24 protein-coding genes are annotated in these 25,650 nt (G+C 42.6%); 20 read left to right on the top strand and 4 right to left on the bottom strand.

Going from position 1 to position 25,650, the window contains the following annotated elements; genetic code table 11:
• Positions 1-6: 6 nt before the first annotated feature.
• From pepV to ACKRAT_RS08375, 5 genes are all read left to right on the top strand, one after another.
• Positions 7-1,428, top strand: a complete 1,422-nt coding sequence (pepV, locus tag ACKRAT_RS08395; RefSeq protein WP_411842061.1) for a dipeptidase PepV — start codon at positions 7-9, stop codon at positions 1,426-1,428.
• Positions 1,418-2,266, top strand: a complete 849-nt coding sequence (dat, locus tag ACKRAT_RS08390) for a D-amino-acid transaminase (protein WP_411842060.1) — start codon at positions 1,418-1,420, stop codon at positions 2,264-2,266. Before pepV ends, dat begins: the two co-directional genes overlap by 11 nt.
• A 222-nt stretch (positions 2,267-2,488) precedes the next feature.
• Positions 2,489-3,280: a phosphotransferase gene (locus ACKRAT_RS08385; protein WP_411842059.1), complete on the top strand. Its 792-nt coding sequence runs from the start codon at positions 2,489-2,491 to the stop codon at positions 3,278-3,280.
• A gap of 36 nt (positions 3,281-3,316) precedes the next feature.
• Complete coding sequence (gene trmB / locus ACKRAT_RS08380) at positions 3,317-3,949, top strand: tRNA (guanosine(46)-N7)-methyltransferase TrmB (RefSeq protein WP_411842058.1); 633 nt, start codon at positions 3,317-3,319, stop codon at positions 3,947-3,949.
• A 94-nt stretch (positions 3,950-4,043) separates the two neighbouring features.
• Positions 4,044-5,246, top strand: coding sequence for a MalY/PatB family protein (locus ACKRAT_RS08375; protein ID WP_411842057.1), 1,203 nt, complete (start codon positions 4,044-4,046; stop codon positions 5,244-5,246).
• On the opposite strand, the gene ACKRAT_RS08370 is transcribed toward ACKRAT_RS08375, so the two are convergent.
• Positions 5,233-5,529 carry a hypothetical protein gene (locus ACKRAT_RS08370; RefSeq protein ID WP_411842056.1) on the bottom strand — a complete coding sequence of 99 codons (297 nt, stop codon included), beginning with the start codon at positions 5,527-5,529 and terminating at the stop codon, positions 5,233-5,235. The two genes, ACKRAT_RS08375 and ACKRAT_RS08370, sit on opposite strands and share 14 nt — an antisense overlap.
• Positions 5,530-5,598: 69 nt before the next feature.
• On the opposite strand from ACKRAT_RS08370, the gene ACKRAT_RS08365 reads away from it, so the two are divergent.
• From ACKRAT_RS08365 to ccpA, 15 genes are all read left to right on the top strand, one after another.
• Complete coding sequence (locus tag ACKRAT_RS08365) at positions 5,599-6,675, top strand: M42 family metallopeptidase (RefSeq protein WP_411842055.1); 1,077 nt, start codon at positions 5,599-5,601, stop codon at positions 6,673-6,675.
• A gap of 7 nt (positions 6,676-6,682) precedes the next feature.
• The gene (locus ACKRAT_RS08360; protein WP_411842054.1) at positions 6,683-7,678 is read left to right on the top strand and encodes a PTS transporter subunit IIC; all 996 of its coding nucleotides are present in this window, start codon (positions 6,683-6,685) and stop codon (positions 7,676-7,678) included.
• A gap of 16 nt (positions 7,679-7,694) precedes the next feature.
• Complete coding sequence (locus ACKRAT_RS08355; RefSeq protein ID WP_411842053.1) at positions 7,695-8,522, top strand: DUF1444 family protein; 828 nt, start codon at positions 7,695-7,697, stop codon at positions 8,520-8,522.
• Positions 8,506-9,096 carry a YtpR family tRNA-binding protein gene (gene ytpR, locus ACKRAT_RS08350; protein WP_411842052.1) on the top strand — a complete coding sequence of 197 codons (591 nt, stop codon included), beginning with the start codon at positions 8,506-8,508 and terminating at the stop codon, positions 9,094-9,096. The genes ACKRAT_RS08355 and ytpR overlap by 17 nt, the downstream gene beginning before the upstream one ends.
• Before the next feature lie 11 nt (positions 9,097-9,107).
• Positions 9,108-11,000: a DNA translocase FtsK gene (locus tag ACKRAT_RS08345; protein ID WP_411842051.1), complete on the top strand. Its 1,893-nt coding sequence runs from the start codon at positions 9,108-9,110 to the stop codon at positions 10,998-11,000.
• A gap of 28 nt (positions 11,001-11,028) precedes the next feature.
• Positions 11,029-12,327, top strand: coding sequence for a UDP-N-acetylmuramate--L-alanine ligase (murC, locus tag ACKRAT_RS08340; protein WP_411842050.1), 1,299 nt, complete (start codon positions 11,029-11,031; stop codon positions 12,325-12,327).
• Positions 12,328-12,415: 88 nt separating this feature from the next.
• Positions 12,416-12,976: a DUF948 domain-containing protein gene (locus ACKRAT_RS08335; protein ID WP_411842049.1), complete on the top strand. Its 561-nt coding sequence runs from the start codon at positions 12,416-12,418 to the stop codon at positions 12,974-12,976.
• A 14-nt stretch (positions 12,977-12,990) separates the two neighbouring features.
• A complete protein-coding gene (locus tag ACKRAT_RS08330; RefSeq protein WP_411842048.1) occupies positions 12,991-13,467 on the top strand; it encodes a YtxH domain-containing protein in 477 nt (158 codons plus the stop codon).
• A 239-nt stretch (positions 13,468-13,706) separates the two neighbouring features.
• Positions 13,707-17,387, top strand: a complete 3,681-nt coding sequence (locus ACKRAT_RS08325) for a nitrate reductase subunit alpha (RefSeq protein ID WP_411842047.1) — start codon at positions 13,707-13,709, stop codon at positions 17,385-17,387.
• A complete protein-coding gene (gene narH / locus ACKRAT_RS08320) occupies positions 17,377-18,924 on the top strand; it encodes a nitrate reductase subunit beta (protein WP_411842046.1) in 1,548 nt (515 codons plus the stop codon). The genes ACKRAT_RS08325 and narH overlap by 11 nt, the downstream gene beginning before the upstream one ends.
• The gene (gene narJ, locus ACKRAT_RS08315) at positions 18,911-19,456 is read left to right on the top strand and encodes a nitrate reductase molybdenum cofactor assembly chaperone (protein ID WP_411842045.1); all 546 of its coding nucleotides are present in this window, start codon (positions 18,911-18,913) and stop codon (positions 19,454-19,456) included. The genes narH and narJ overlap by 14 nt, the downstream gene beginning before the upstream one ends.
• 70 nt (positions 19,457-19,526) lie before the next feature.
• Positions 19,527-20,249, top strand: a complete 723-nt coding sequence (narI, locus tag ACKRAT_RS08310) for a respiratory nitrate reductase subunit gamma (protein ID WP_411842044.1) — start codon at positions 19,527-19,529, stop codon at positions 20,247-20,249.
• Positions 20,250-20,252: 3 nt separating this feature from the next.
• Positions 20,253-20,672 carry a hemerythrin domain-containing protein gene (locus ACKRAT_RS08305; protein WP_411842043.1) on the top strand — a complete coding sequence of 140 codons (420 nt, stop codon included), beginning with the start codon at positions 20,253-20,255 and terminating at the stop codon, positions 20,670-20,672.
• A gap of 377 nt (positions 20,673-21,049) precedes the next feature.
• On the top strand, positions 21,050-22,060 hold the full coding sequence (locus ACKRAT_RS08300; protein WP_411842042.1) for a bifunctional 3-deoxy-7-phosphoheptulonate synthase/chorismate mutase: 1,011 nt from the start codon (positions 21,050-21,052) through the stop codon (positions 22,058-22,060).
• Between the two features lie 75 nt (positions 22,061-22,135).
• Positions 22,136-23,125: a catabolite control protein A gene (ccpA, locus tag ACKRAT_RS08295; RefSeq protein ID WP_411842041.1), complete on the top strand. Its 990-nt coding sequence runs from the start codon at positions 22,136-22,138 to the stop codon at positions 23,123-23,125.
• A gap of 37 nt (positions 23,126-23,162) precedes the next feature.
• Here ccpA and ACKRAT_RS08290 read toward each other — a convergent pair whose 3' ends face one another.
• Genes ACKRAT_RS08290 through ACKRAT_RS08280 form a run of 3 tightly spaced genes read right to left on the bottom strand, consistent with a single transcriptional unit; the run spans position 23,163 to position 25,594 of the window.
• Positions 23,163-24,311 (bottom strand): acetoin utilization protein AcuC, encoded by a 1,149-nt coding sequence (locus ACKRAT_RS08290; RefSeq protein ID WP_411842040.1) that lies wholly within the window; start codon positions 24,309-24,311, stop codon positions 23,163-23,165.
• Positions 24,311-24,949 (bottom strand): CBS and ACT domain-containing protein, encoded by a 639-nt coding sequence (locus tag ACKRAT_RS08285; protein WP_411842039.1) that lies wholly within the window; start codon positions 24,947-24,949, stop codon positions 24,311-24,313. The genes ACKRAT_RS08290 and ACKRAT_RS08285 overlap by 1 nt, the downstream gene beginning before the upstream one ends.
• A 12-nt stretch (positions 24,950-24,961) precedes the next feature.
• Entirely contained in the window at positions 24,962-25,594 is a 633-nt protein-coding gene (locus ACKRAT_RS08280) for a GNAT family N-acetyltransferase (protein WP_411842038.1), read from the bottom strand.
• Positions 25,595-25,650: the final 56 nt, after the last annotated feature.

Genomic DNA, 25,650 nt, shown 5'->3' with positions numbered 1-25,650 from the left:
TAGTCCATGGATTACAAAGGTTTGGTCGGGCAATATAAAGATGCTTTGATTAGTGATTTATTTGGCCTGCTGGAAATAGAAAGTGTCAAGGGGGAGCCTGCGAAAAATGCACCGGTAGGCGAGGGGCCGAAGGCTGCTTTGGACTATATGATGTCACTGGGTGAACGGGACAGCATGGTGAGCAAAGAAGTGGACAGTCTTGCCGGACATTTGGAACTTGGCAGCGGAGATAAGCTCTTTGGTATTTTAGGACATGTGGACGTTGTACCGCCGGGAAACGGCTGGGATACAAATCCGTTCAACCCAGTGCTTGAGGATGGAGAGATTATAGCCAGAGGAGTCCAGGATGATAAAGGACCGACAATGGCAGCTTATTATGCTCTAAAAATATTGAAAGAACAGGGTATGGATTTCAAATACCGGACGCGCCTGATCATCGGGACAGATGAAGAATCGGATTGGCAATGCACGGACGCTTATTTCAAATCTGAAGAAATGCCGGATGCCGGTTTTGCACCAGATGCCGCTTTCCCGATCATTCACGGTGAAAAAGGGATTACTACTTTCAATATCATACAAAAGCACACACCTCTGGATGAAGAGGAGCCCAATATTGAACTCAAAGTTTTGATTTCCGGCGAAAGGTACAACATGGTGCCTGAAGAAGCGGAGGCGAAGCTTAAAGTGCTGCAGAATATGAGTGAAGTGATTCAATCATTCGAAGACTTTTTGCGAAGAGATGACACCGAAGGTGAATACGAGATAGATAATGGCTTTCTAAAGCTGGGCATCAAAGGCCAAAGTGCACATGGTTCTACACCTGAAGCAGGTGTCAACGCAGGATTCATCCTCCTGAAGTTCCTGAATGAACTGAATCTCGACAATAATGCTACAGCTTTTGTGAAATTTGCGAATTCCAAAATCATCGGTAACTTCGACGGTGAAAAATTTGGGATGGCACATTCACATGAGGAACTCGGTGAAACTTCCGTCAATACCGGGATGATCAATTATACAGAAGTGGACGGCGGCATTTTCGGTGTGAATTTAAGATATCCTGAAGGCCTGGATTTTGAATCCGGGTTGCGGGACTTCGAAGACTCGATCTATGAGGAAGGATTCGTAATAGAAGATGTGACCCGCCAGGAACCACATTACGTTGATAAAAATGACCCCCTTGTCAGTGTACTGCTTGATTCGTACCGCAATCATGTGGAAGATGACACTGAGCCATTTACGATTGGCGGCGGCACATACGCCAGAACACTTGAAAAAGGTGTTGCCTTTGGGGCAATGTTCAAAGATACAGCCGATACGATGCACCAGAAAAATGAACGCATGAAAGTGGAAGAACTGCTGCTGGCAACGGAAATATACTTGGAAGCATTGCATAGAATCTGTGTAAAGGGTGAGATGGATGAAGACTAGTTTTTATAACGGGGAATTCAGAGATGATGATGAGCTGACGGTTCAGTACAGGGACCGTGCCTTTTATTTTGGTGACGGGGTATACGAAGTCATCAGATATTATGACGGTGAATTTTTCACGCTTGATGAACATTTGGACCGTTTGATGAACAGCGCGAAAGAGATTGAAATCGAAGGGATTTCCCGGGATGAAATTTTGAGTGTTGTAACGGAATTGAAAGATAGGAACACAATCGACAACGGTGCGCTTTATATTCAGATTTCAAGAGGAATCCAGAATCGGAATCATGCTTACCCTGTGGATGTCGATCCAGTGATACTTGCATATATTAATGAAGCCAGACGGCCGTTGTCGCAGTCGGAGAATGGAGTGCATGCCATCACATCTGAAGACTACAGATGGCTGAAATGCCATGTGAAAAGCCTCAATCTGCTTCCAAACGTGATGGAGAAGGAACGTGCAGTGAAAGCCGGTGCACATGAAACTGTCATGCACCGGGATCGCGTGGTAACAGAAGGTTCCTCCACGAATGTTTTCATCGTAAAAAATGGTATATTGAAAACCCATCCGGCGAACAATCTCATCCTTAATGGAATAACGAGACTTGAAGTGTTGAAAATCGCCGGAAGATTAGATATAGAGACCGATGAGTCCGCCTTTACAGTGGAAGAGCTGAAAGAAGCGGACGAAGTGATGATCACCAGTACTACACAGGAAGTCACCCCTGTGGTTAAAGTTGACGATGTAATCATCGGTAATGGTCAAAGAGGAGAAATCACCCGCCGGATCCAGGAAGTCTTTAGTACAAACATTCACAAATTAAACCTGGTTAAATAATGTTAACCTGAAAATTTACCCTAATTATTTTTAGAGGCTCAAAAGCTTATAGTATATGGACTTTTTGGCCCGTGACAGCGGGTTGTCAAAAATAAGCTTAATAATAGTCCTTGAAATAACTAATGAAACCCTATAAAATTTATAACACGAACGGAAACTGGCGCTATCTTATTATTAAATATTTAGCGCTTTTTTCTTTGACGATGAAAAGAGGTGTAGAATTTGGAGCATTTCTATCAGCTCGGCTGGACACTCGACCCCGTTGGTGGAGCATCCGGTGAAGCCTATAAGGCGGAGCAGGATGGCAGGAAGCTGTTCCTGAAACGTAATGCCAGCCCTTTCCTTGCGGCGTTGTCGGCTGAGGGTATTGTACCTAAGCTGGTCTGGACTAAAAGAATAGAGACCGGCGAAGTAGTGACAGCACAACATTGGAAAAATGGCCGGGAGCTGAACCGTGATGAGATGTGTTCGGAGAGAGTAGCTTCATTGATGAAAAAAATTCATACATCGGGGCCTCTTCTTACAATGCTCAAAAAACTTGGGATGAAACCCATGTTACCGGACTTGTTATTAAACAAGATACAATCATCACTTTCACCAAAAGTGAATGCCCACCATACTGTTCGCGCGGCAATCCAGTACCTGGAGAACGAAATGCCGAAGATTGACGAACAATTCTGCACAGTATGTCACGGAGACGTGAACCATAATAACTGGCTTTTATCAGATCAGGATGAATTATTCCTGGTGGATTGGGAAGGCGCGATGATTGCAGATCCCGCAATAGATTTAGGTATGCTTCTTTATACTTATGTAGAGCCAGGCAGATGGAGAGAATGGCTGAACAGTTATGGTAAGTCTCTTGATCATGATCTGCTCAAACGTATGAAGTGGTATACACTTGTACAGGCGATTACAATGATACAGTGGTATGAGGATCATAAGCGATTTAAAGACATGAATGACTGGATTATATTCCTCAACAGGATTATTAATAGAGATCGTTTTATTTAAATCATATAAATAATTACTTCAGGTGGGGAATTACCAATGAGAATGCGCAACAAACCCTGGGCGATGGATTTTCTTTCGTCCAATGGAGATATAGTAGATGTTGAATCAAGATATGCAGGAAGGATCACTGAATTCTTCGAAACCGGCTCCCCTCTTCATATCGAAGTGGGAACCGGAATGGGGACCTTTATTACAGAGCTCGCGAAACGTAATCCGGATATTAATTACGTGGGAATCGAACTTGATAAAAATGTCATGATCCGCGTGCTTGAAAAAGTGCGTGAATCAGAACTGAAGAATGTCAGACTCCTGCTTCTTGATGCTAAAAAAATCAATGAGTACTTCAATGAAGATGAAGTGGACAGGGTATATCTTAACTTCTCCGATCCATGGCCAAAAAACCGCCATGAGAAGCGGCGCTTGACTTACCGGTCATTCCTTGAGCAGTACAAGTCGATTTTAAAGGATGACGGCGAACTTCATTTCAAAACCGATAACAGAGGATTGTTCGAGTACAGTCTGACAAGTCTGAACCGGTTCGGAATGATTTTTCATGAGGTGATATTGAATCTTCATGAAGATGAACCGGAAGATAATATCAGAACTGAATATGAAGAGAAATTTTCAGCAAAAGGCAATCTAATATACAGATTAAAAGCATCTTTTTAAAGGTGCTTTTTTTAATGCCGTGTATTATTCATTAAGGAATGATAAAATAATAAGGAAATGATATGCAGCATTCAGAAAGTTTGGAGGAGATTTTTTGGGTAAGTACAATTTTGATAAAGGTGCTTCAAGGGAAGGTACCTACAGTGTTCAGTATGAGGGGACTGATGCTTTGTTTGGCAGAAAAGGGCTGGAACCTTTTTGGATAGCAGACATGGATATTGAAATTGCTGAACCAATTGCTGAAGCAATGAAAAATAGAATCGATAATCGGATTTTCGGCTATACAATCTGGCAAAATCCCAAATTCTATGGTGCAATTAAACATTGGTGGCACAGCCGATTCGGTGTGGATCTTGAAGATGAGGAAATTTCATATGCCCCTTCCGTATTATTCACCATCGGGGAGGTAGTCAGACAGCATACCGAAACAGGCGACGGTGTAATAATCACAACACCAAGCTATAATGCGTTTATCGGACAATTAAAAGGGAACGGACGGAAGATTGTAGACTGTCCTTTCATAGAAGATACGGACGGTTATCAGTTTGATTTCAATAATTTTGAAACGCTGTGCAAAAAAAATGATGTCAAAGTATATATCCATTGCAATCCGCACAACCCGACCGGGAAAGTATGGACACGCCGGGAACTTGAAAAGATCCGTGAAATCTGTCAGCAAAATGGAGTGTTTATAATCAGCGATGAAATCCATATGGACTTCGTCAGACCGAAAGAGAACTTCGTTTCCATGGTTGAATTGATGGAAGAAGGCGATCAGGTACTCGTTACAACAGGGCTTGGTAAAACATTTAATCTGGCAAGTCTGCCACATTCCTACTTTATCTCAAGAGATAAAAAGTTCCGTACAGCACTAAACCAGGCCATCGGCTCTAAATATGGAATGGGCGCAGCAAATTCACTTGCATTGACTGCGGTAGAAGCGGCATATAATGAATGCGGTGAGTGGGTCGATGAATTGAATGATTATCTTGAAGGGAATTTCCAGCTGATTGAAGACTATATCGATCAGCACATGTCTGACTGGCTGACATTTAAAAAACCGGAGGCAACATATTTAGCGTGGATCGGTTATGAAAAGACTGGTTTGGATGATGATACAGTTCATAAAGCCTTGGTTGAAATCGGCGGGATTGCCGTGTCTCCGGGAAAAATTTATGACATGGAAAAAAACCAGCATTTCAGGTTTAATGTGGCTTCTAACAGAGAGCGGATTAAAATAGGGCTGGAACGTATTCATAAAACATTTGAAGAAATCACAAAGATTACAGCGAAGTAATCTCTATGATTTCTCCAGTAAATGCATCTGCGATAAATTGATACCGTTCGGTATCTTTGGCTTTTTTTACATGAAGGGCACCGGTGTATACTTCACAATTCATGCCAAGGAGTTTTCTGGTGCTCGTCTGGTAGTCTATGGAAATGAATGAGACGTTTTCAAACTGAATGTGTAACTGATTAATGATTTCCTGAGGATGAATCGGCCGGTGTTTTTTAAACCATATGAAAAATGGTATCGAAATAACAAGAAATGCAATTAATATTTTAATATATTTTGTCATAAAACTCCTCCCAACACAGTCAGTTTAACATAGGCACTGGAAAAAAATGAATTTTAAAGGGGAATAAAAATGAATCTCAGCGATAAAACATTGAAAAGAATGAAAACATTAACTGAACTTCATGGTGCTCCGGGTTTTGAGGATGAAGTCCGTGAATACATGAAGTCGGAATTAGAAAGCAGCGCCGATGAAATTATCACCGATGGGCTGGGCGGTATTTTTGCTGTTAAGAAATCCGGGAAAAAAGATGCGCCAAAAGTAATGGTTGCAGCACATATGGATGAAGTCGGCTTTATGATTACACAACTGACAAAAAACGGCATGATCAAATTTACACCGCTTGGCGGATGGTCGAATGATGTACTGCTCAGCCATAAATTTAAAGTGAGAACGTCTGAAGGCGCACAAATAACCGGGGTTATCGGCAGTGTGCCTGTGCACTTTAGAAAAGGAGATGCCGGCAGTAAAACTGAAATTAAAGATATGCTGCTCGATGTCGGAGCGGATTCCAAAGAAGAGCTTGAAAAGATGGGCATAAGCCCGGGCGATTCAATCGTGCCTGATGTAGACTTTCAGGTGATGGAAGGAACTGATAAATTACTTGCGAAAGCCTGGGATAACCGATATGGCTGCCTGATTGCGATAGAGGCGCTTGAGGCACTTGAAGGTATTGAGCTTGATTGTGATTTGTACATTGGTGCAAACGTTCAGGAAGAGGTTGGTTTAAGAGGCGCTAAAGTCAGTTCCAACCTGGTAGAGCCAGACGTTGCTTTTGTAGTCGATTGCTCACCGGCAAATGACATGCTCGGTAAAGATGAGGATGTGGGCAAGATCGGTGACGGGACATTAATCCGGATTCTGGACAGGACAATGATCCTCTCAAAACCAATGAGAGATTATCTTCTGGAAACTGCAGAAACTCATGAAATCAAACATCAGTACTACCAATCTCCGGGAGGCACAGATGCCGGCAGCATCCATGTTTCGGGTGAGGGTGTAATAAGCGCTGTCGTGGGCATATGCGCACGCTATATTCACACAAGTCATTCCATCATCAATTATAATGATTATTTAAGTGCCAAAGCAATGCTGACTGAATTGATAAAAGGGATCAACCGTGAAAAGGTTGAAGAATTAAGAGGATAAATATAAAATGAGAAAGTTATTGAGAAGATGGTTCATTGATGGCATGAGTTTTATGGCTCTAGGCTTGTTTTCTTCTTTAATTATCGGCTTGATTATAGATACTGCCGGATCTTATGTGCCTTATTTGAGTGGCCTCAGGGAAATCGGTGCAGTCGCAATGAGTTTAAGCGGTGCAGCGATTGGCGCAGCGATTGCCTACGGTCTTAAAGCAAGCCCGCTCGTAATATTCTCTACTATTGTGGTGAGTTATGCAGCTTATGACATGGGTGGGGTAGCCGGGAGTTATATCGCAAGTGTCGCAGTAATAGAAATCGCAAGATTGTATGCAGGAAGAACTAAAATAGATATTATCGTAACACCATTTCTGACAATTGTTATTGGCTATATGATTGCCAAATTTGTCGGACCGGTCATTGGAGAATTCATGATCGGGATTGGTGATTTCATCGGGTTTGCTACAGAGCAAAGACCATTTATAATGGGTATATTGGTAGCAGTTGTATTTGGCATAACACTTACAGCACCACTTTCCAGTGCAGCTCTTGCTATAATGTTGGATATAAGTGGTTTGGCAGCGGGCGCAGCTGTTATTGGCTGCTGCTGTCACATGGTCGGACTCGCTTTGACGGGATATAAGGAAAATGGTGTTTCAGGAATTATTTCCATCGGCATAGGGACTTCCATGCTGCAAATACCAAATGTGCTGCTAAATCCGTTCATTATACTGCCGCCAGTATTATCAAGTGCAATTATCGCACCGATAATGACAGTGTTTTTCCCCATGGAAAATAATGCTGCAGGCGCAGGAATGGGAACGAGCGGTTTCGTAGGACAGATCATGGCAGTAGAGACAATGGGACCATCGGCAGATGTTTGGTTCCTAATTTTAGTATTCCATATCGTTTTACCGGCAGTGTTAACTTTGTTATTCTATATTCTGCTGAAGCGGATGGGACTTATCAAAGATGGCGACCAAATATTAAGACTGTCTGCTAAAGATTAGAACTGGAGGCAATTTCATGAATATTTTCCAACTGAGAGATAAAGTGATTGAAAAACTGGGTGAAAAGCGCAGTGATTTCAATACATCATTCGATCGGGAAAAAGAAGTGCTCAGAGTTGAGCGTAAAGATAATAAAAAAGGAATCAATGTTTCATTAGCAAAAGCAATGGATAAATTTAAAAAGGACAGCGATTTTGTAAATGAAATTGTATACTATATAGATGAAACAATTGAGCGTATGAAAGAGGAAGAAATCAATTCCGAGCAAGCGATGGTTTATCCGGTAATACGGTCGACGAGTTTTTCTGATGAAACAAAAAGCGGTGTATCATTTGTTAAAGATAATCATACAAATGAAACGGATATCTATTATGCCGTCGATTTCAAAAACAGCTACAGACTGATTGATGAAGAACTGGCGGCCTCTTTAGGCATGGGGCAGGATGATATCCGTACGCTTGCAGACAATAATCTGAAAAACTTAAAAATTGAAATGAAAAAAGATTCTATACAGGAAAATGATTTTTATTTTGTAAACCATAATGATGGTTATGATGCTTCCCGTATTTTAAACGAAGCGTTTCTAAATGAAATGCATGAAAAGTGTGAAGGAGAGATGATGGTTGGGTTACCCCATCAGGATGTGCTGATTATCGCAGATATTAAAAACAGTGTCGGATACGATATTATGGCACAAATGATGATGCAGTATTTTGCAGAGGGTCTGACTCCCATTACATCTCTATCCTTCTCTTACCGTGATAAAAGATTAGAACCGGTGTTTATCCTTGGTAAACAAAAGAATTATAATAAAAGAGGTAATGATGATGAAACTGACGTATAACAAAGAAAATGTTGGAGATGTACTGTTTGTAACACTCAAAAAAACCGATTCTCCGAGCTATGAATATCATGATGGTTTAACAATAATTAAAGATGGCGATGAGATTATCGGCCTTAATATTTTCGAGGCATCAAAGAAAGTAAATCTGCATGAAGGTGTAGACATCGAGCCTACTGAGGACATAGTCGAAGCTATTAATAAAATCCTTGAACAAAATGGTGAAGAGAGAATTGAATTTGATACAACACCCAAATTTGTAGTAGGCCGAGTATTGGAAAAAACAAAACATCCGGATGCAGATAAATTGAATGTATGTAAAGTGGATGTCGGTGAAGAAGTACTGCAGATTGTTTGCGGTGCGCCAAATGTCGATGCCGATCAACTTGTTGTAGTAGCTAAAGTTGGCGCTGTGATGCCTGATGGATTATACATTAAACCTTCCACGCTCAGAGGAGTGGAATCAACAGGTATGATTTGTTCAAAAAAAGAATTAAATCTTGAAGATGACGGCGTTAAGGGAATTTATGTATTAGATGACAGTTATGAAACAGCCCAACCGTTTGAAGTAAAGTAAAGGTGGTTCATATGGATAGATCAAGAAGGAGAAGACAGTTCAACAGAGAATTGGATGATGAGAAAAATTATAGAGACCGCTTTCGTTTTCCTTTAAATTTAGATGATGAAAATAACGAAAATGAAAGAACGGATCGTGAAGATAAAAAGAATGTGGAAGAAGATGAAGATACTTCCTTTATCAGAAGAGAGCAGAGAAAAACCCTTTTTGAAGAAACTAAAAAGACGGAAAAGAAAAATTCCAGCTTTAGAATCAACAAGGCAAGAGAAATCCCTTCTGCTGTACATGGTACGAAAAAGCATTCCGTGTCTAAAGAGGATGAGGATAGTGGCAACGTTGAAAAAACAAAATCCTCACCTGAAACGTCTCGGGTCCCATCAGCAATTCATGGTACGAATAAACAGCATCTGTCTGAAGAAGAACTTTCTTATATTGAAGCCGATAAAAATGAAGTTCAAATTGAGAACAAAGGATATATATCTCCAATTATTGAAAGCTTGAAAAAGGAAAGAATTCTGCGGGCAAAAAGGGAACAAAAACGGATTGAAGAGCGAAAACATCGCGAAGAACGTGAAAGGGCACGCTACGATGATCCTTATAACTTAAAGGGCCGGCAGATAGAACAACAGGAACAGTTAGAGAATAAAACAGCGATTGCCGAAGACGAAGAAATGACAGCTGTTTCAGAAGAACCAAAAGAAAAACAACCTGCTGAAACGTCTTCTCCTTATAATGTCATCATGACACCATATGATAAGAAAAAACAAAAGAACAGACACCACAATGATGAAAAGCGCCAGGGCCCTAAATATACAATGCCATCGATACATATGCTTGGCAGTGATCTGACGGATGAGTATGAGCAGGCAGATGAGTCGTTGGATGGTAAAGTAGTCGCCGCTTTTGAAGCCATCGGTATACCGGCTGAAATATATGACTATAAATCAAATGGAATTATCGGCCGGTATGAAATATCATTGGACCGTAATTTCAGGCTGAGTAATATCACGCGGCTGAAAGAGTATTTAGTTCCGAATTTACCATTCGGTAACTTTAGAATTATTGCACCGATCATTGGTACAAGCAATATAGGTATAGAGTTTCCTTTACCGGAGCCAATTCATATACCGTTCAGTAAAGTATTTTCGTCAAGCAGTTTGAAGTTAAGGAAGAATGATTTTAAATTTGTTGTTGGAAAAACTGTAGATGATAAGATATTCAGCTACGAACTTCAAAAGGCAGGCCATATGCTTGTTTATGGTAATAATGAGATTGACTCTGCAAATGCGATAGACAATATACTTATTTCAATGATGATGAATCATAACCCAAATGAATTCAGAATTCTCATAGCCTCTGACAAATCGCATTACAATGAATATAAAGGACTGCCTCATTTATTCCAGGAACCGAAATCGATAATGGATCCGGATGTATTAAGCGGTCTTTTCAAAGAATTGAATGACAGACACAACCAATTTAGAAGGGCACATGTCAGAAACTTAAACAGTTATAATCAAAGAGTAAGCTATGAATCACGAAAAAGTGTGATTGCAGTTGTAATTGATGATTTATCCCAGCTGTTTGAAAGTAATAATCCTGATGCGGTCAGAACGATTGTTCAAGTATTGAAAAAAGGGAAACCTTTAGGCATTCATTTAATTATGAAGCATACCCGTCCGGATGTAAGCATCCGGTTTGAATGGCTGCAAATGATGCAGACACGGATTTCATTTAAGGATGAAAAATCAAACATCATCGAAGGCAGTGATACGCTTATTGATGGAAATGATATGTTAATTCAAATACCTACATCCAACAAAGCGCTCCGTGTAAACGCAGCAGTGCTGCCTGAATTATCAAAACAAAGAGTATTCTCCCATTTAAAAAATATCGGAGGATAACTTCATTTTAAGAAAGATTGGTGAACTCGTGGAAAAATATCATTTTATAGGGATAAAAGGTGCAGGAATGAGCGCACTTGCTCAAGTACTCCATGACCTTGGACATGAAGTTCAAGGCTCTGATATTGAGAGTGAGGTTTTTACTGAACACCAGCTGAGAGATAAAGGTATAAAAATACTTCCCTTTGATGAAAATAACGTAGTAGAAGGGTTTACCTATATTGCGGGCAATGCTTTCATGAATGACCATATGGAGATTAAAAAGGCGTTGGATGCAGGCTATCCGGTAATCAGATATCATATTTTCCTTGCTGATTTCATGAGCCGGTATACATCTATCGCAGTTACAGGTGCTCATGGAAAAACATCTACAACAGGTTTGCTCAGTCATGTGATGAACGGTGATGTGGACACTACGTTTTTAATCGGTGATGGCACTGGTTTCGGCCTCGAGAACAGCAATTATTTCGCATTTGAATCCTGTGAATATAAACGGCATTTTTTAAGTTATCATCCTGATTATGCAATTATTACGAATATTGATTTTGACCATCCTGACTACTTCGACAGTATTGACGATGTTGTGGACGCTTTTACTGAAATGGCAAAGCAGGTCAATAAAGGAATTATTGCCTATGGCGGTGATGAATATACACGCAATATGAAGCTGGATGTCCCGGTTTGGTTTTACGGCATTGATGGAGATAATGATGTTAAAGCGGTAAATATCGAAACAAACTCCAAAGGCACTCAATTTGATGTTTACATCGAAGGAGAGAAGATTGATCGGTTTACTATTCCAATGTTTGGTGATCATCATATACTAAACTCACTCGCGGTAATTGCAATCTGTTACCTGGAAAAATTAGATATGAATAATATTAAGGACGCCTTCATGACATTTGGCGGTGTGAAGCGCAGATTCAGTGAAACGTTCCTGAATGGTATGGTTATCGTTGATGACTACGCGCATCATCCCAAAGAAATCAGTGCGACTCTGGAAACAGCAAGGAAGAAATATCATGGCAGGGAAATCGTGACTGTTTTCCAACCGCACACTTTTTCACGTACTGAAACATTTTTAGATGATTTTGCAGATGCGCTTTCAGAATCGGACAAATCTTATATCGTAGATATATTTGGTTCTGCGAGAGAACAGACGGGGAACCTGTCCAGCCGCGATCTTGTTGATCTAATACCGAACTCCGAACTATTGGATGAAAGAGATTTGGAGCGGCTTAACAGCCATTCAAATGCTGTTATTATCTTTATGGGGGCAGGAGATATTCAAAAATATGAGAAACGTTTTACTGAGCTACTTTCATGATTTAACGATAAACAATGTTTATCAACCAGTGTTTCGGGTTATTTTATAGAGTGAATAACAAATAAAGAAAGAATATGGAGGCGTTACAATGGATTGGCAAATAATTCTATATATTGCCGCAGGTATAGCTGCAATCGCTTTTCTGATTTTATGTATTGCACTGGCAGTTGTACTATTTTCGGTTAAAAAGAACCTTGATCATGTAGCAAAAACACTCGATGGAGTGGAAGGACAAATTCAGGGTATTACGAGAGAATCCACAGACCTTCTGCACAAAACGAACCGTCTTGCAGAAGATGTCCAGGGCAAATCTGCAAAACTCAACTCAGTTGTTGATGCAGTGCAGGGAATCGGTAACTCGGTATCAAGCTTAAATTCTTCAGTGGATAGGGTGACGAATTCCATCACTCATAACATTTCACAAAATGAAGATAAAATTTCGCAGGTTGTACAATGGTCAAACGTAGCAATGGAAGTTGCTGATAAATGGCAGATGAGACAAAAGCGCAACAGTGCTTATGCTACTAAATATTCAACAACTTCTGAAACAGATCCGGATAATCTTCCAGTAGCTGTAAACGAAACTGCTACAAAAAATGATAATTTGGATGAAGATCGTGTGAACGCAGGACTGAATGACCGCAAGTAATAGGAGGTCTGAAAATGGAAACTTATAACAGAGATCGACATTTACATGGAGTAGAAGAGTACGAAGAACAAATCCACCAATCTACAGGCAGAGATTTTTCAATCGGATTGGTGATTGGACTCGCAGTTGGCACGATTGGAGGACTTCTCCTTGCCCCTAAATCAGGTGATGCTCTGAGAGATGATATTACAGATCAGACAAATAAGCTTTCTAAAAACTTGAGTGGTGAAGGAAGCGACAGTTCCATGAAAGAAAAGGCGGAGCAGAAAACCAACGAACTCCGTGAAAAGCTTAAAGATAAAAAAGATGACGCTGTCGTTAAAAAGAGTGAGATGGATGAGAAAAATCGCATAAAAGAGATTGATGATTCAGCCATGCAGGCTCAAAAAGAAGCCATCCAGGAAGAGGTCAGTGAAGAGCACACGGATGATGTCAGAACCGTGGACATGTCCAAGTACGCAGAGAAAGCTGACCAGGACCCAAAGAATTAAAATGAATATCATTTTCAACCACATGCGCATGCATGTGGTTAATTTTTTAGAAGCTGAGCAAAGTACATTTGCTCAGCTTTTTTATTTGGAACAAGCGGACATTATCAAAACTAAGGGAAAACCCTATAATTAATTAAATATTCATAATATTTTAAAATGCGATGGATAAAAATAAACCGCTTTGCTAAAATGTAGCCAAGTTACTAATATTTTTCCAAATTCAACAGGGAGTGGATATAGTGAGTAGGAAAATACCACCATTGATACAAAAGTTGCGATACTTAGGAAAAACACAAACCGAGACGGAACACAGTGAACTATCCCCAAAAGACCGCCAGCACAATGAAGATTACTACAGACGGCGCTGGCAGCATGATAAAGTCGTCCGCACTACTCATGGTGTCAACTGCACAGGCTCGTGCAGCTGGAAAGTACATGTCAAAGACGGTATCATCGCCTGGGAAACCCAGCAGACGGATTATCCTTCCACTGGCCCCGGCATGCCCGAATATGAACCGCGGGGCTGCCCAAGAGGCGCCAGTTTCTCATGGTATACCTACAGTCCCCACCGCGTTCGTTTTCCGTATATAAGAAGTGCCCTGCTCAAACTTTGGCGCGAAGCACTTGCAAAAACCGATGATCCTGTCCAGGCATGGGCTTCCATCATTGAGGACGAAGAGGCAAGCCGCACTTACAAGGAAGCCAGGGGGAAAGGCGGGTTTGTCCGCTCGAACTGGAAAGAAGTGGAGACGCTGATCGCCGCCCAGCTCATCTATACAATAAAAACACATGGTCCTGACCGTATATTCGGATTTTCTCCGATTCCCGCCATGTCCATGGTCAGCTATGCAGGAGGCTCCCGTTTCCTGAATCTTATTGGCGGTGTGCTGCTGAGCTTCTATGACTGGTATGCAGACCTGCCGCCTTCTTCTCCTCAAGTATGGGGGGAACAGACAGATGTTCCGGAAAGTGCCGACTGGTACAATTCCAGCTATCTGATTGTCTGGGGTTCGAATCTGCCTCAGACCCGGACGCCTGATTCACATTTCATGGTTGAAGCTCGCTACAAAGGCACGAAAGTGGTGGCTGTTGCACCCGACCTTGCTGAATTCGTCAAGTTCGCAGATAACTGGCTGCCCGTTCAGGCGGGTATGGACGGTGCAATCGCAATGGCCATGACCCATGTCATTCTTCAGGAATTCTATATTGATCAGACTGTTCCATATTTTGATGAGTATGCCAAAACATATACGGACCTCCCTTATCTGATCAGACTGAAACAGACAGGAGAAGGTTATAAAGCGGACCGTTTCCTTCGTGCCAGTGATATGGACTATGACACTGAAAAAGCTGAATGGAAAACGATTGTCTATGATCACGATACCGGCTCCTATGCAGTTCCCAATGGATCAATCGGTCATCGCTGGGACGGGGAAGCGAACTGGAACATGCGTAAAACCGACACGGTTAATGATGTGGAGAATATCTCTCCGGCGCTCACACTGCTTGGATCAGAAGACCATACTGAATCACTCAGCATTGCAGCATTTGAAGAACCGGGTAACTTTGTCATCAAACGCAGCGTTCCCGTCAGGGAAGTGGAAACAAAAGAAGGACCTGTACTCGTCACTACAGTATTTGACATCATGTGTGCACAGTCGGGAGTCAATCGTGGTCTTGAGGGGGACACACCGACAACTTATGAAGAGGACCGTCCGTTCACGCCGGCATGGCAGGAGAAATATACGAATGTGAAGCCGAACCTGGTTGCTCAGATTGCAAGGGAATTTGCTCAGAATGCCATCGACAGCAAAGGCAGGTCAATGATCATCATGGGTTCTGGCATCAATCACTGGTATCATTCCGATACAATATACCGGGCCATACTTAACCTCGTGATGCTGACCGGATCCCAGGGTGTGAACGGCGGCGGATGGGCACACTACGTTGGCCAGGAGAAGGTCCGTCCTTATGAGGGCTGGCAGACGGTTGCGATGGCCAAGGACTGGGGCGGAGCGAACCGTCTGCAGAATGGTACTTCATTCTTCTATTTTGCGACTGAACAGTGGAAATATGAAGACCAGAAGACAAGGGATCTTGCATCACCGCTTGCAGAAGAAACGAAATACCAGAATCTCGGTGATTATAATGTGCTGGCAGCTCGATTGGGCTGGCTTCCGTCCTATCCGCAGTTCAACCGGAACCCGATTAAGCTTGGTAACCCCGGGCATGAAGCTTCTGAAAATGTTCAGCAGGTGGTTGATTCTGTTGTCAATCAGGAGATGGATTTTGCAATCGAGTCACCGAATGATCCCGTCAATTTTCCTAAGACGATGTTTGTCTGGCGGGCCAATCTGCTGGGCAGTTCGGCGAAAGGACATGAATACTTCCTGAAACATCTGCTCGGCACCCATGGGCATAACCTGAGTGAAGAGTCGGAAGACCTTGAAACGACCGAATTGAATATGGATATTCCATCTGCAACAGGAAAACTCGACCTTCTGGTCAATTCTGATTTCCGCATGTCGGGGACGGGGCTTTATTCAGATATTGTTCTGCCGACGGCCACCTGGTATGAAAAGGAAGATCTCAGCTCTACGGATATGCATCCATTTGTTCATCCATTTAACGCTGCAATTACGCCACCATGGGAAGCACGTTCTGATTGGGATACGTTTAAAAATCTGGCCAAACGCTTTTCAGAAATGGCGGCTGATTATCTGCCTGAAGTGGTTCACGACACTGTCACTGCACCACTCATGCATGATTCACCGGATGAAATCGCACAGCCTTTCGGTCATGTTCCGGATTGGAAAGATACGGACATCGAGCCGATTCCTGGCATCAATTTCCCTAAAGTGAATATCGTCGAGCGGGAGTATGCCAAAGTGTATGACAAGTTCATTACTCTGGGTCCTGCAATGAAAAAGAATCTTGGTGCAAAAGGGAATTCATGGGATGTCACAGAAGAATATGAAAGTCTCAGAGCATTAGTCGGCCCCTCCCGTTCCAAAGCATTCGGTAATGATATGCCGACACTGTATGAAGGAAGAGATGCGGCAGAAGCCATGCTCGGCCTGTCCAGCACTACAAGGGGGACATTGGCTGTGAAAGGATTCGAAGCGATGGAGAAAAAGACCGGGCAGAAACTGGTGGACCTTGCGGAAGACCGGAAAGAGGATGCCTTCACTTTCGATGATATCACCAACCGTCCGCAGCATGTCATCACTTCACCGGCTTTCAGCGGCATCGTCAAGGGAAACAGAAGATATTCAGCATTCACTACCAATGTGGAACGGCTCGTACCATGGCGTACATTAACCGGCAGACAGCATTTCTATCTTGACCATGAGACAATGCTCGAATTTGGTGAAGAGCTGCCGACATTTAAACCGCCGCTGAAAAAAGCATCCTTTTATAATGGGGACAATAAGCCAAATGAAGACCAGCAGGAAATCTCGTTAAGATATCTGACACCGCACTTCAAATGGTCATTCCACAGCATGTTCGGTGATGCCCTGCCGATGCTGACGCTCTTCCGCGGCGGACCGCATGTCTGGTTGAACAACAAAGATGCAGAACAAGTGGGTATCAAGGATAATGACTGGCTCGAAATGTTTAACCGTAATGGTGTTGTGGTTGCCAGGGCGGTAACGAGCCACAGGCTGCCGCGCGGTGTGGCATTCATGTATCACGTACAGGACAGACTGATTAATGTGCCTGGTTCAAAGATCACCAAAGACAGGGGAGGAACTTTTAACAGTCCAACCCGAATTCATATTAAACCGACCCAGATGATTGGCGGCTATGCTCAATTAAGCTATGGTTTCAACTATTATGGTCCGACGGGGAATCAGCGGGACGAACAAGTTCAGATTCGCAGAATGGACCGGGAAGAGGTGGATTGGCTTGAAGATTAAAGCGCAATTTGGAATGGTCATGAATTTGGATAAATGTATCGGATGCCATACGTGTTCTGTGACGTGTAACAATACTTGGACAAACCGTCCCGGCGCTGAATACATGTGGTGGAACAACGTGGAAACGAAGCCGGGTATCGGCTACCCAAAGGAATGGGAGAACCAGGAGAAGAACAAAGGCGGCTGGGAGATGCGGAACGGCAAGCTTGCACTGAAAGCAGGCGGTAAAGCGCATAAGCTGATAAACATCTTCCACAATCCTGATCTTGTCGGAATCGATGAATATTATGAGCCTTGGACATATGACTATGAAACGCTCGTGAACAGTCCTGAGAAGAAACACCAGCCTGTGGCAAGACCGGTATCACAGCTGACCGGAGAGTACATGGATATACTGTGGGGGCCGAACTGGGAAGATGATCTGGCCGGTGTCCATGAAACGGCCAAGAATGATGTGAATATGAACGGTGTTGACGAAAAGGTGAGGACGGAATTCGAAGATGCGTTCATGATGTATCTGCCAAGAATATGCGAGCACTGTATTAATCCATCCTGTGTATCCTCCTGTCCGTCCGGAGCAATGTACAAACGGGAAGAGGACGGCATTGTGCTCGTAGATCAGGATGCCTGCCGGAGCTGGCGTTTCTGTATGAGCGGCTGTCCATACAAAAAGGTATATTTCAACTGGGAGACGAATAAGGCTGAGAAATGTACATTCTGTTTCCCTAAAATTGAAAATGGCGATCCTACAATCTGTTCCGAAACATGTGTCGGAAGGATCCGCTATATCGGTATTGTCCTGTATGATGCAGACCGTGTCGAGGAAGCGGCTTCTGTGGAGGATGACCAGGATCTTTATGAAGCACAACTCGATCTGATTCTCGACCCGCATGATCCTGAAATCATTGAACAGGCCAAAAGAGATGGTATTCCTGAAGATTGGATTCAAGCAGCACAGGAGTCACCGGTTTATAAGATGGCAGTAGAGCAGAAAATTGCACTTCCACTGCACCCGGAGTACCGCACAATGCCTATGGTATGGTATATTCCGCCACTAAGCCCGATCGTTGACGCTTTCGAAGGACATTTTGATACCGTTTCACCCGATGTAATCTTCCCGGCCATCGATCAGTTCCGCATTCCAATCGAGTATCTTGCCAATCTGTTGACTGCGGGAGATACGGAAGTCGTGTCAACTGTATTGAAGCGGCTTGTCGCCATGCGGACATATATGCGTAGCGTCGATCTCGGCAAGAAACCGGATACGACTTTAATTGACAGATTGGGTATTTCCGAAGAGATGGCCAAAGATATGTATGAGCTCTCTGCGATTGCCAAATATGGAGACAGATATGTTATTCCAAAAGCCCACCGTGAAGAGGCGGAGAATATGTTTGCAAAACAGGGACAGACCGGCTTTGATTTCCAGTCCGGCTGTGAATCATGTGCGATGAATGGTGAATGGAAAGATCCATATGAATACAGTGAATCATACTTCAGTGATGTAGCAGGAGGTGCGCCGGATGGAAGAGCATAAAGGTATTCTCAAACTATGTTCAGTATTTCTGCAGTATCCGGAGCCGGAATGGTACCGTAATGAAGATATCTATGAGTACATTCTCGGGTTGGAGAATCCATCAGAGCGCAGGCAGCTCGAACATTTCTGGGATTATTCCGTGTCCCTGCCATGGCTGGAACTGGAACAGAACTACGTGAAACAGTTCGATTTCAGCAAGGATTGTTCGCTGTATCTGACTTACGGCATATTTGGCGATAAGCGTGAGCGTGGCCAGGGATTCATCAAACTGAAGATGGAGTATGCCAAAGCCGGCTACCGGATAACAGGTGATGAGCTGCCGGACTACCTGCCGCTTATTCTGGAAGCCATGTCAGAAACGGATGATGCCTTTACGCATAAACTCTATTTTATACACAAGAAGGCAATAGATCAGCTGTATGACCAGCTGAAGGAACAGAACTCTCCATACGCCTATCTGCTGGCTGTTGTATTGGAGACACTCGATAAGATTGTAGCGCGTGAACAGGAAAAAGAGAGTAAAAAAGTATAAATGTTTGTCCAAAGGACGCTGTCGGCCCTGTGGCGAAATTTTGGGCATCTTCTAAAGGGAGATGAAGAGATTGGAGATAATCGACTTCTTACTATGGGTAGCATTTCCTTACATTGCCATTACAATATTTATATTCGGTCATATCTACCGCTATAATAAAGACCAGTTCGGCTGGTCAGCCCAATCGAGTCAGTTTCTGCAAAATGACAAGCGGCTCAAATGGGGGAGCATAATGTTCCATGTCGGTGTCATATTCGTATTTTTCGGTCATATAGCCGGTGTTGTAATCCCGCATGCATTCTATCCAATGATCGGAGTGACTGAAGAGATGTATCATTTCGGCGCAGTCTGGTTTGGGGGCGGCGCCGGTCTGGTGATGGTGATCGGTGGAGCATTACTGACCATGCGCCGTATGGACAGCAAACGGGTTCACCGGCGGGGCACGCGGAAAGATCTGTATGTCCTGCTGCTGATTGGAGTCGTGACGGTAATCGGTTTTACTAATACTGCCTGGTATACAGCAACAGGCGGCGACTTCGACTACCGTGATACAATCGGCCCATGGTTCAGAGGGATACTGAGTTTCCGTCCGATGCCTGAATTGGTCGCCACAGCGCCATGGGGATTCCAGGCACATATTCTGTCAGCTTTTGTATTGTTTGCGGTATGGCCGTTCACCAGACTAGTCCATGTTTGGAGCCTGCCACTTGAGTATATTAAACGAAAATATGTTATCTACCGCGCCAGCAACCCCGGAAAATATAAAAAAGCAACTAGAAAGAGAGGAGCATAAACGATGTCGGGACCTGCATTGCGTCAGCTCGCTGCCCACCGTTCCATTCATGAATCAGCTCACGGTCAAGTCAAAGAGATGACACGCTCTCTTCGGTTCCTCTACGAAAATGAACGAAGCAAAGAGGGGCTTGAAGCGGAAAAAGTAATACTTGAGCATTGGCGTGATCACATAATTGCCCATGCCGATTCTGAAGAGGAAGGGCTCTATCTGGAAATCAGGAAAGAGCGCCCGGAATTGAGCGAAACCATTACACAACTGATGAGGGATCATGAGTTATTACGTAAGATTGTTGGAAAGATTGAAGAGAATCTGGAGGCGGATGAATCGAGAGAAGACAGGTTGTCCATGTATGAAAGTCTGCTTGTAGTCAATTGGCACCACAGCCGGGATGAAGAGAAATATCTGCTTGGAGAAGGATGATTAACAAGCAGTAATCTTCCTGAGGATTACAGCAGAGCGCTTATCTGTTGATGTTCCGGATAAAACAATGAATTCTGTAAGCAGCCGAATCGTATTATAGATTCGGTGCTTAGATAAATACAGTATTAGATTGCTTATCGCTGATAGTGGAATGGCGGTGAATTTTGTGGTAATATTATCTAATCGTGATGAAACCTTGCCGGTTATGCTAATCCGCTGAAGAGTGCTTTCGAAATTGCGCTGAAACAAGTTCAGTGATGACCCGGAGAGACTCAAAAAGAAGTCTGTATTTTAGGGAAGATAAGCGAAAAAAATGATATCAGTAAAACTAACCACATGTTCAGCCCATGTGGTTAGTTTTGTTATGAGGTGTTTTTATGACTGACAACCACAGGGATGAATTAAAAGAAATCGATGAAAAATTATTGGAGCTGCTTGAACTGCGTGCCCAAAAAGCAGGGCGTGTTGAGACAAAAATTGACGAGCAGAATTATATCCTCAATATTGTTTCCAACTACAGTGGGATGTATTCAAAAGATTTTGTACTGAAACTTTTCAAGGCTTTATTCCGGGAAACAACAGAAACCCCCGGTCATGAAGAAGGGCGGGAAATGCTAGTTTCCAGAAAGCAAAAAAAATCAGACACCATTGTCAATGTGGGTAGTCTTGAAATAGGAGGTTCCGAACCGGTAAATATCTTCGGCCCCTGTGCTGTTGAATCGTATGAGCAGGCCGCCGAGGTGGCTTCCAACTTAAATGGTAAAGGGTTAGGTATTATTAGAGGCGGGGCATTCAAACCCAGAACTTCTCCATATGATTTTCAGGGATTGGGTGTAGAAGGTCTTAAAATACTCTCTCAAATCAGAGAGGGGTATAATCTCGCTGTAATCAGTGAAATAACGACCCCCGGACATGTGGAACTGGCTGAACCCTATTTAGACGTATTTCAAATTGGCGCACGTAATATGCAGAACTTTGAACTATTAAAAGCTGCCGGGAAATCCCGTAAACCGATTCTTTTAAAGCGTGGCTTAAGTGCTACTCTGGAAGAGTTTTTGTATGCGGCTGAATACATTCTTGCCGAAGGAAACCCGAATGTGGTGCTATGCGAGAGGGGTATACGCACTTATGAAAAGAGTACGAGAAACACTTTGGACATATCAGCTGTCCCTCTCTTGAAACAGGCCAGCCATCTTCCTGTGATGGTGGATGTCACACATTCTACCGGACGAAAAGAGATCATGCTGGAGTGTGCCAGAGCGGCACTTGCTGCCGGTGCAGATGGTATAATGGCAGAAGTACATCCGGAACCCGTCATGGCATTAAGTGACAGCGGACAACAAATGTCACTTGATGAATTTGACAAATTTTATACAAATTTAGTTTAATCGTGTCGAAATCCGTTAGTTCATGTTATTATAATATAAAAAGCGTTTTCATAAGTGAAAGCACGGAGGTGCAATATGACTGTAACAATTTATGATGTTGCCAGGGAAGCGAAAGTTTCAATGGCGACTGTATCAAGGGTTTTAAATGGTAATCCCAATGTTAAGCCGGAAACCCGAAAAAAAGTAAAAGATGTAATTGAACGGTTGAATTACAGACCGAATGCTGTTGCCCGTGGGCTGGCCAGTAAGAAGACCACAACGGTAGGAGTCATCATTCCTGATATCTCAAATCTTTATTATTCTGCATTGGCCAGAGGACTGGATGATATTGCAGAAATGTATAATTATCAGACGATCATTACAAATACTGAAAATGACCCTGAAAAGGAAAGAGATTCTTTTCTTAGTCTGGTGAGTAAGCAGGTGGACGGCATTGTATTTTTAGGCGGGGCTCTGAATGATCAGACTCTGACTGATATTAAAGAATCCCATGTGCCGGTTGTCATTTGCGGTACAAGTGAAAAGGATAAGAATCTCCCTTCTGTAAATATTGATTATTATGAAGCAATGAGGGAAGCGACTTCCAAATTCCTTGAAGACGGTGCGGACAGGATTGTTTTTGTTAAAGCATCCTATTCGGAACAGCTTGAAAACCATATTGAAGAAGGTATTAAAGCTGCATACACAGATAATAGTAAATCATCAGATGACAGCTTAATTCTTACAGCCGGTCCTGATTACCAATCCGGCATAGACATCTTTAACGAAATTAATGAGCATAAAGCAGATGTCGTCATTACTATGAGTGATGAAACAGCAATTGGTGTACTGCATAGTGCAATGGACCATAATCTGGACATCCCGGAAGACATCCAGGTGTTGAGCTGCAGTAACACAAGGCTCGTAAATATGGTGAGACCGCAATTATCAAGTGTTGCACTGCCGCTTTATGATATCGGTGCAGTAGGGATGAGATTGCTCACTAAATATATGAATGAAGAAACAGTAGATGAAGCAAATGTTATTCTGCCTTATAAAATAGAGTACCGTTCTACTACTAAATAATATTAAAAATCGCTGAATCCATTGGATTCAGCGATTTTTAACTTTCTATATGAAGCATTGCCCGATTCAAAGTGCTGTCATTTTTTTCGTTAATATCTGCACGCCTTGGTATTTCCTGATAATCGTCTAAATTATCTTCCCAGTTTACAGGGAAATCTACCGGACTTTTTTTCTTGTATTTGTCCAGATATGATTCAGGAAGTCTGCCTCTCGGTGGTTTCATATTTACCATGGCAAGCCATATTTGCGCCCACATCCGGGGAACAACCTGCCAAATGTTGTATCCGCCGCCGCCGACAGCAATCCATTTGCCATCTGTATATTTATCGGCCATTTCACATACAAACCTGGGGATTTCCTCAAACGTTTCGGAAGTTAGGGAAAGGTGGGTCATCGGGTCTCTGTAGTGTGCATCCACACCATTTTGGCTAATGATAATATCCGGTTTGAATTTAACGATTGCGGCTTCAAGACTTTCTTTAAAAACACTTATAAAAGAATCATCTTCAGTAAATGCATCAATTGGTAAATTGACAGCAAAGCCGAAACCTTCCTCGGTACCACGTTCGGTCAGGCTGCCCGTGCCTGGAAACAGATAACGGCCGGTTTCGTGAATAGAGTAGGTCATGACCTCATTCGAATCATAGAAAATCCATTGTACACCGTCACCATGATGTGCGTCTGTATCGACATACATCACTTTTTTTGAGTATTTCTTACGCATATACTCGATTGCTACCGCTGAATCGTTATAGACACAAAAGCCGCTTGCTCTGCCGCTGAATCCGTGATGTAATCCGCCCGCAAGACTGACCGCCTTATCTGCACGGCCTTCCATCACTGCATCAACTGCAGTTAATGTTGCACCTACCAGCATTCTGCTTTTCTCATGCATACCGCTGAAGCTGGGAGTATCTTCTGTGTTCAATCCATAGCTTTCCATTTTGTCTTCCGGTAAAGTGCCTTCACCAGCTGATTTGACAGCATCGATATAATCTTTTTTATGGACCAGCAATAATTCATCATCAGTGGCTTCCCTGGGCTTTATGATGTCATTTTCATTTAATAAACCTGCAGACTGCAGTAAATCTGTTGTCATTTTAAGTCTCATCTGATTGAAAGGGTGGGTGGAGTTAAAACGGTACTTAAGCAATGAATCATCGTAAACATACAGTGGTTTATTCATTAGCCCATATGCATAGGATCCACAACTGTAAACCCTTTTTCTTTCAGTTTTTCAATCGCTTTGCCTGGATTCATTGCCTGGATTCTTAAGACGATTGTTTTATACCCCTTCATTTCTTTATTTCTGTAAACAGAGACACTGATGATTTTTATATTAAGATCCTTGAACACTTTACCGATGTCATGGATGACACCCGTTCTATCTTCTATGTTTATTTCGATGATAGAACCCGGTTCTGTAATTCCGGTCAGTTCCAAAAATGTATTCAGCATATCTTTTTGAGTGACGATTCCCACGATTTTATTATTAGTGACAACAGGCATGGCACCGATGGAATAATGATAAAAATCAAGTGCGATTTCTTCTACAAAGTCGAGGGGATGGCAATAAGTGACACGTTTTCTCATTATGCGTGATATCGGGACTTTTAAATTAAAATCAGGATCGTCATCAGACAGCACCGAAGGTAATGTTAATTTGATATCACGATCCGAAATGATTCCTACGAGTGTTTCTTCTTCATTAATAATTGGTATGTGACGAAAAGATTGCTTACTCATCATCTCCATGGCATCTTCAATCGTATTATTCGGACCCAGAGTCAATACGGGTGAAGTCATAATTCTTTCGACAAGCATCTAAGTTTCCCCCTAAAAGAAAAATCTGTTTTTAAATCTGATTTTATCGAATTCCATCATCTGATCATCTGTAATATTTTTACCTATACGCGCCATCAGTGTATTTGCCGGATGGCCGGTGATTTCCGGATCATTCGTCTGAAATACTTCAAAACCACTGCTGGCCATCAGCCTGATCATCAATTTTTTATATTCATAAACATCCAGACCGCTGTTTTTTAAATCCCAGTGCCAGTAATATTCGGTAGTGATAATGATATAGTTCTCCATATATTCATCAAGCATACCAAGCTGCAGCAAACGTTTGCCCAATCCAAAACTCCGGTAATCAAAGCTGACCTCAACAGCACCAAGCTCCATGATGTAAGGCAGGTTTCCATCAGACCATCTTTCCATTGGGTCCGGATGCAGAAAAGTGACATAACCAATGATATGGCTGCCTGTCCGCACAATAATGATTCGGCCTTCTTCGAGATCGGCGATTTCTGTAATCGCCTCGAATTGCTCTTTCGGCAAACGGAATGCATCCAGTCCGTCATCATAGGTATACTGCTTTAATTCTTCTCCCGTCAGTGGACCCTCGATGACAAAGGACTGATCTTTAACCTTGTAATCTTCTTTATAATACGTCTTTATATGGCGCAAAAGAAGCCCTCCTGAAGATTTTAATTTAAAATTTTGAAAAATCCGTCACTTATATT

It is taken from the genome of Salinicoccus sp. HZC-1 (genome assembly GCF_046736035.1).
Taxonomy (GTDB): domain Bacteria; phylum Bacillota; class Bacilli; order Staphylococcales; family Salinicoccaceae; genus Salinicoccus.
Note: the sequence above shows the minus strand (reverse complement) of the source record. Positions and strands in the feature narration are given on the sequence as shown.

Excerpts from the sequence above, each read along its gene's own strand:
- ytpR (WP_411842052.1), top strand. The coding sequence starts at position 8,506 with ATGAAACTGACGTATAACAAAGAAAATGTTGGAGATGTACTGTTTGTA.
- ACKRAT_RS08355 (WP_411842053.1), top strand. The coding sequence starts at position 7,695 with ATGAATATTTTCCAACTGAGAGATAAAGTGATTGAAAAACTGGGTGAA.
- ACKRAT_RS08300 (WP_411842042.1), top strand. The coding sequence starts at position 21,050 with ATGACTGACAACCACAGGGATGAATTAAAAGAAATCGATGAAAAATTA.
- ACKRAT_RS08285 (WP_411842039.1), bottom strand. The coding sequence starts at position 24,949 with ATGCTTGTCGAAAGAATTATGACTTCACCCGTATTGACTCTGGGTCCG.
- ACKRAT_RS08370 (WP_411842056.1), bottom strand. The coding sequence starts at position 5,529 with ATGACAAAATATATTAAAATATTAATTGCATTTCTTGTTATTTCGATA.
- ccpA (WP_411842041.1), top strand. The coding sequence starts at position 22,136 with ATGACTGTAACAATTTATGATGTTGCCAGGGAAGCGAAAGTTTCAATG.
- ACKRAT_RS08360 (WP_411842054.1), top strand. The coding sequence starts at position 6,683 with ATGAGAAAGTTATTGAGAAGATGGTTCATTGATGGCATGAGTTTTATG.
- narJ (WP_411842045.1), top strand. The coding sequence starts at position 18,911 with ATGGAAGAGCATAAAGGTATTCTCAAACTATGTTCAGTATTTCTGCAG.
- ACKRAT_RS08345 (WP_411842051.1), top strand. The coding sequence starts at position 9,108 with ATGGATAGATCAAGAAGGAGAAGACAGTTCAACAGAGAATTGGATGAT.
- ACKRAT_RS08290 (WP_411842040.1), bottom strand. The coding sequence starts at position 24,311 with ATGAATAAACCACTGTATGTTTACGATGATTCATTGCTTAAGTACCGT.
- ACKRAT_RS08330 (WP_411842048.1), top strand. The coding sequence starts at position 12,991 with ATGGAAACTTATAACAGAGATCGACATTTACATGGAGTAGAAGAGTAC.
- ACKRAT_RS08365 (WP_411842055.1), top strand. The coding sequence starts at position 5,599 with ATGAATCTCAGCGATAAAACATTGAAAAGAATGAAAACATTAACTGAA.
- trmB (WP_411842058.1), top strand. The coding sequence starts at position 3,317 with ATGAGAATGCGCAACAAACCCTGGGCGATGGATTTTCTTTCGTCCAAT.
- dat (WP_411842060.1), top strand. The coding sequence starts at position 1,418 with ATGAAGACTAGTTTTTATAACGGGGAATTCAGAGATGATGATGAGCTG.
- pepV (WP_411842061.1), top strand. The coding sequence starts at position 7 with ATGGATTACAAAGGTTTGGTCGGGCAATATAAAGATGCTTTGATTAGT.
- ACKRAT_RS08335 (WP_411842049.1), top strand. The coding sequence starts at position 12,416 with ATGGATTGGCAAATAATTCTATATATTGCCGCAGGTATAGCTGCAATC.
- ACKRAT_RS08305 (WP_411842043.1), top strand. The coding sequence starts at position 20,253 with ATGTCGGGACCTGCATTGCGTCAGCTCGCTGCCCACCGTTCCATTCAT.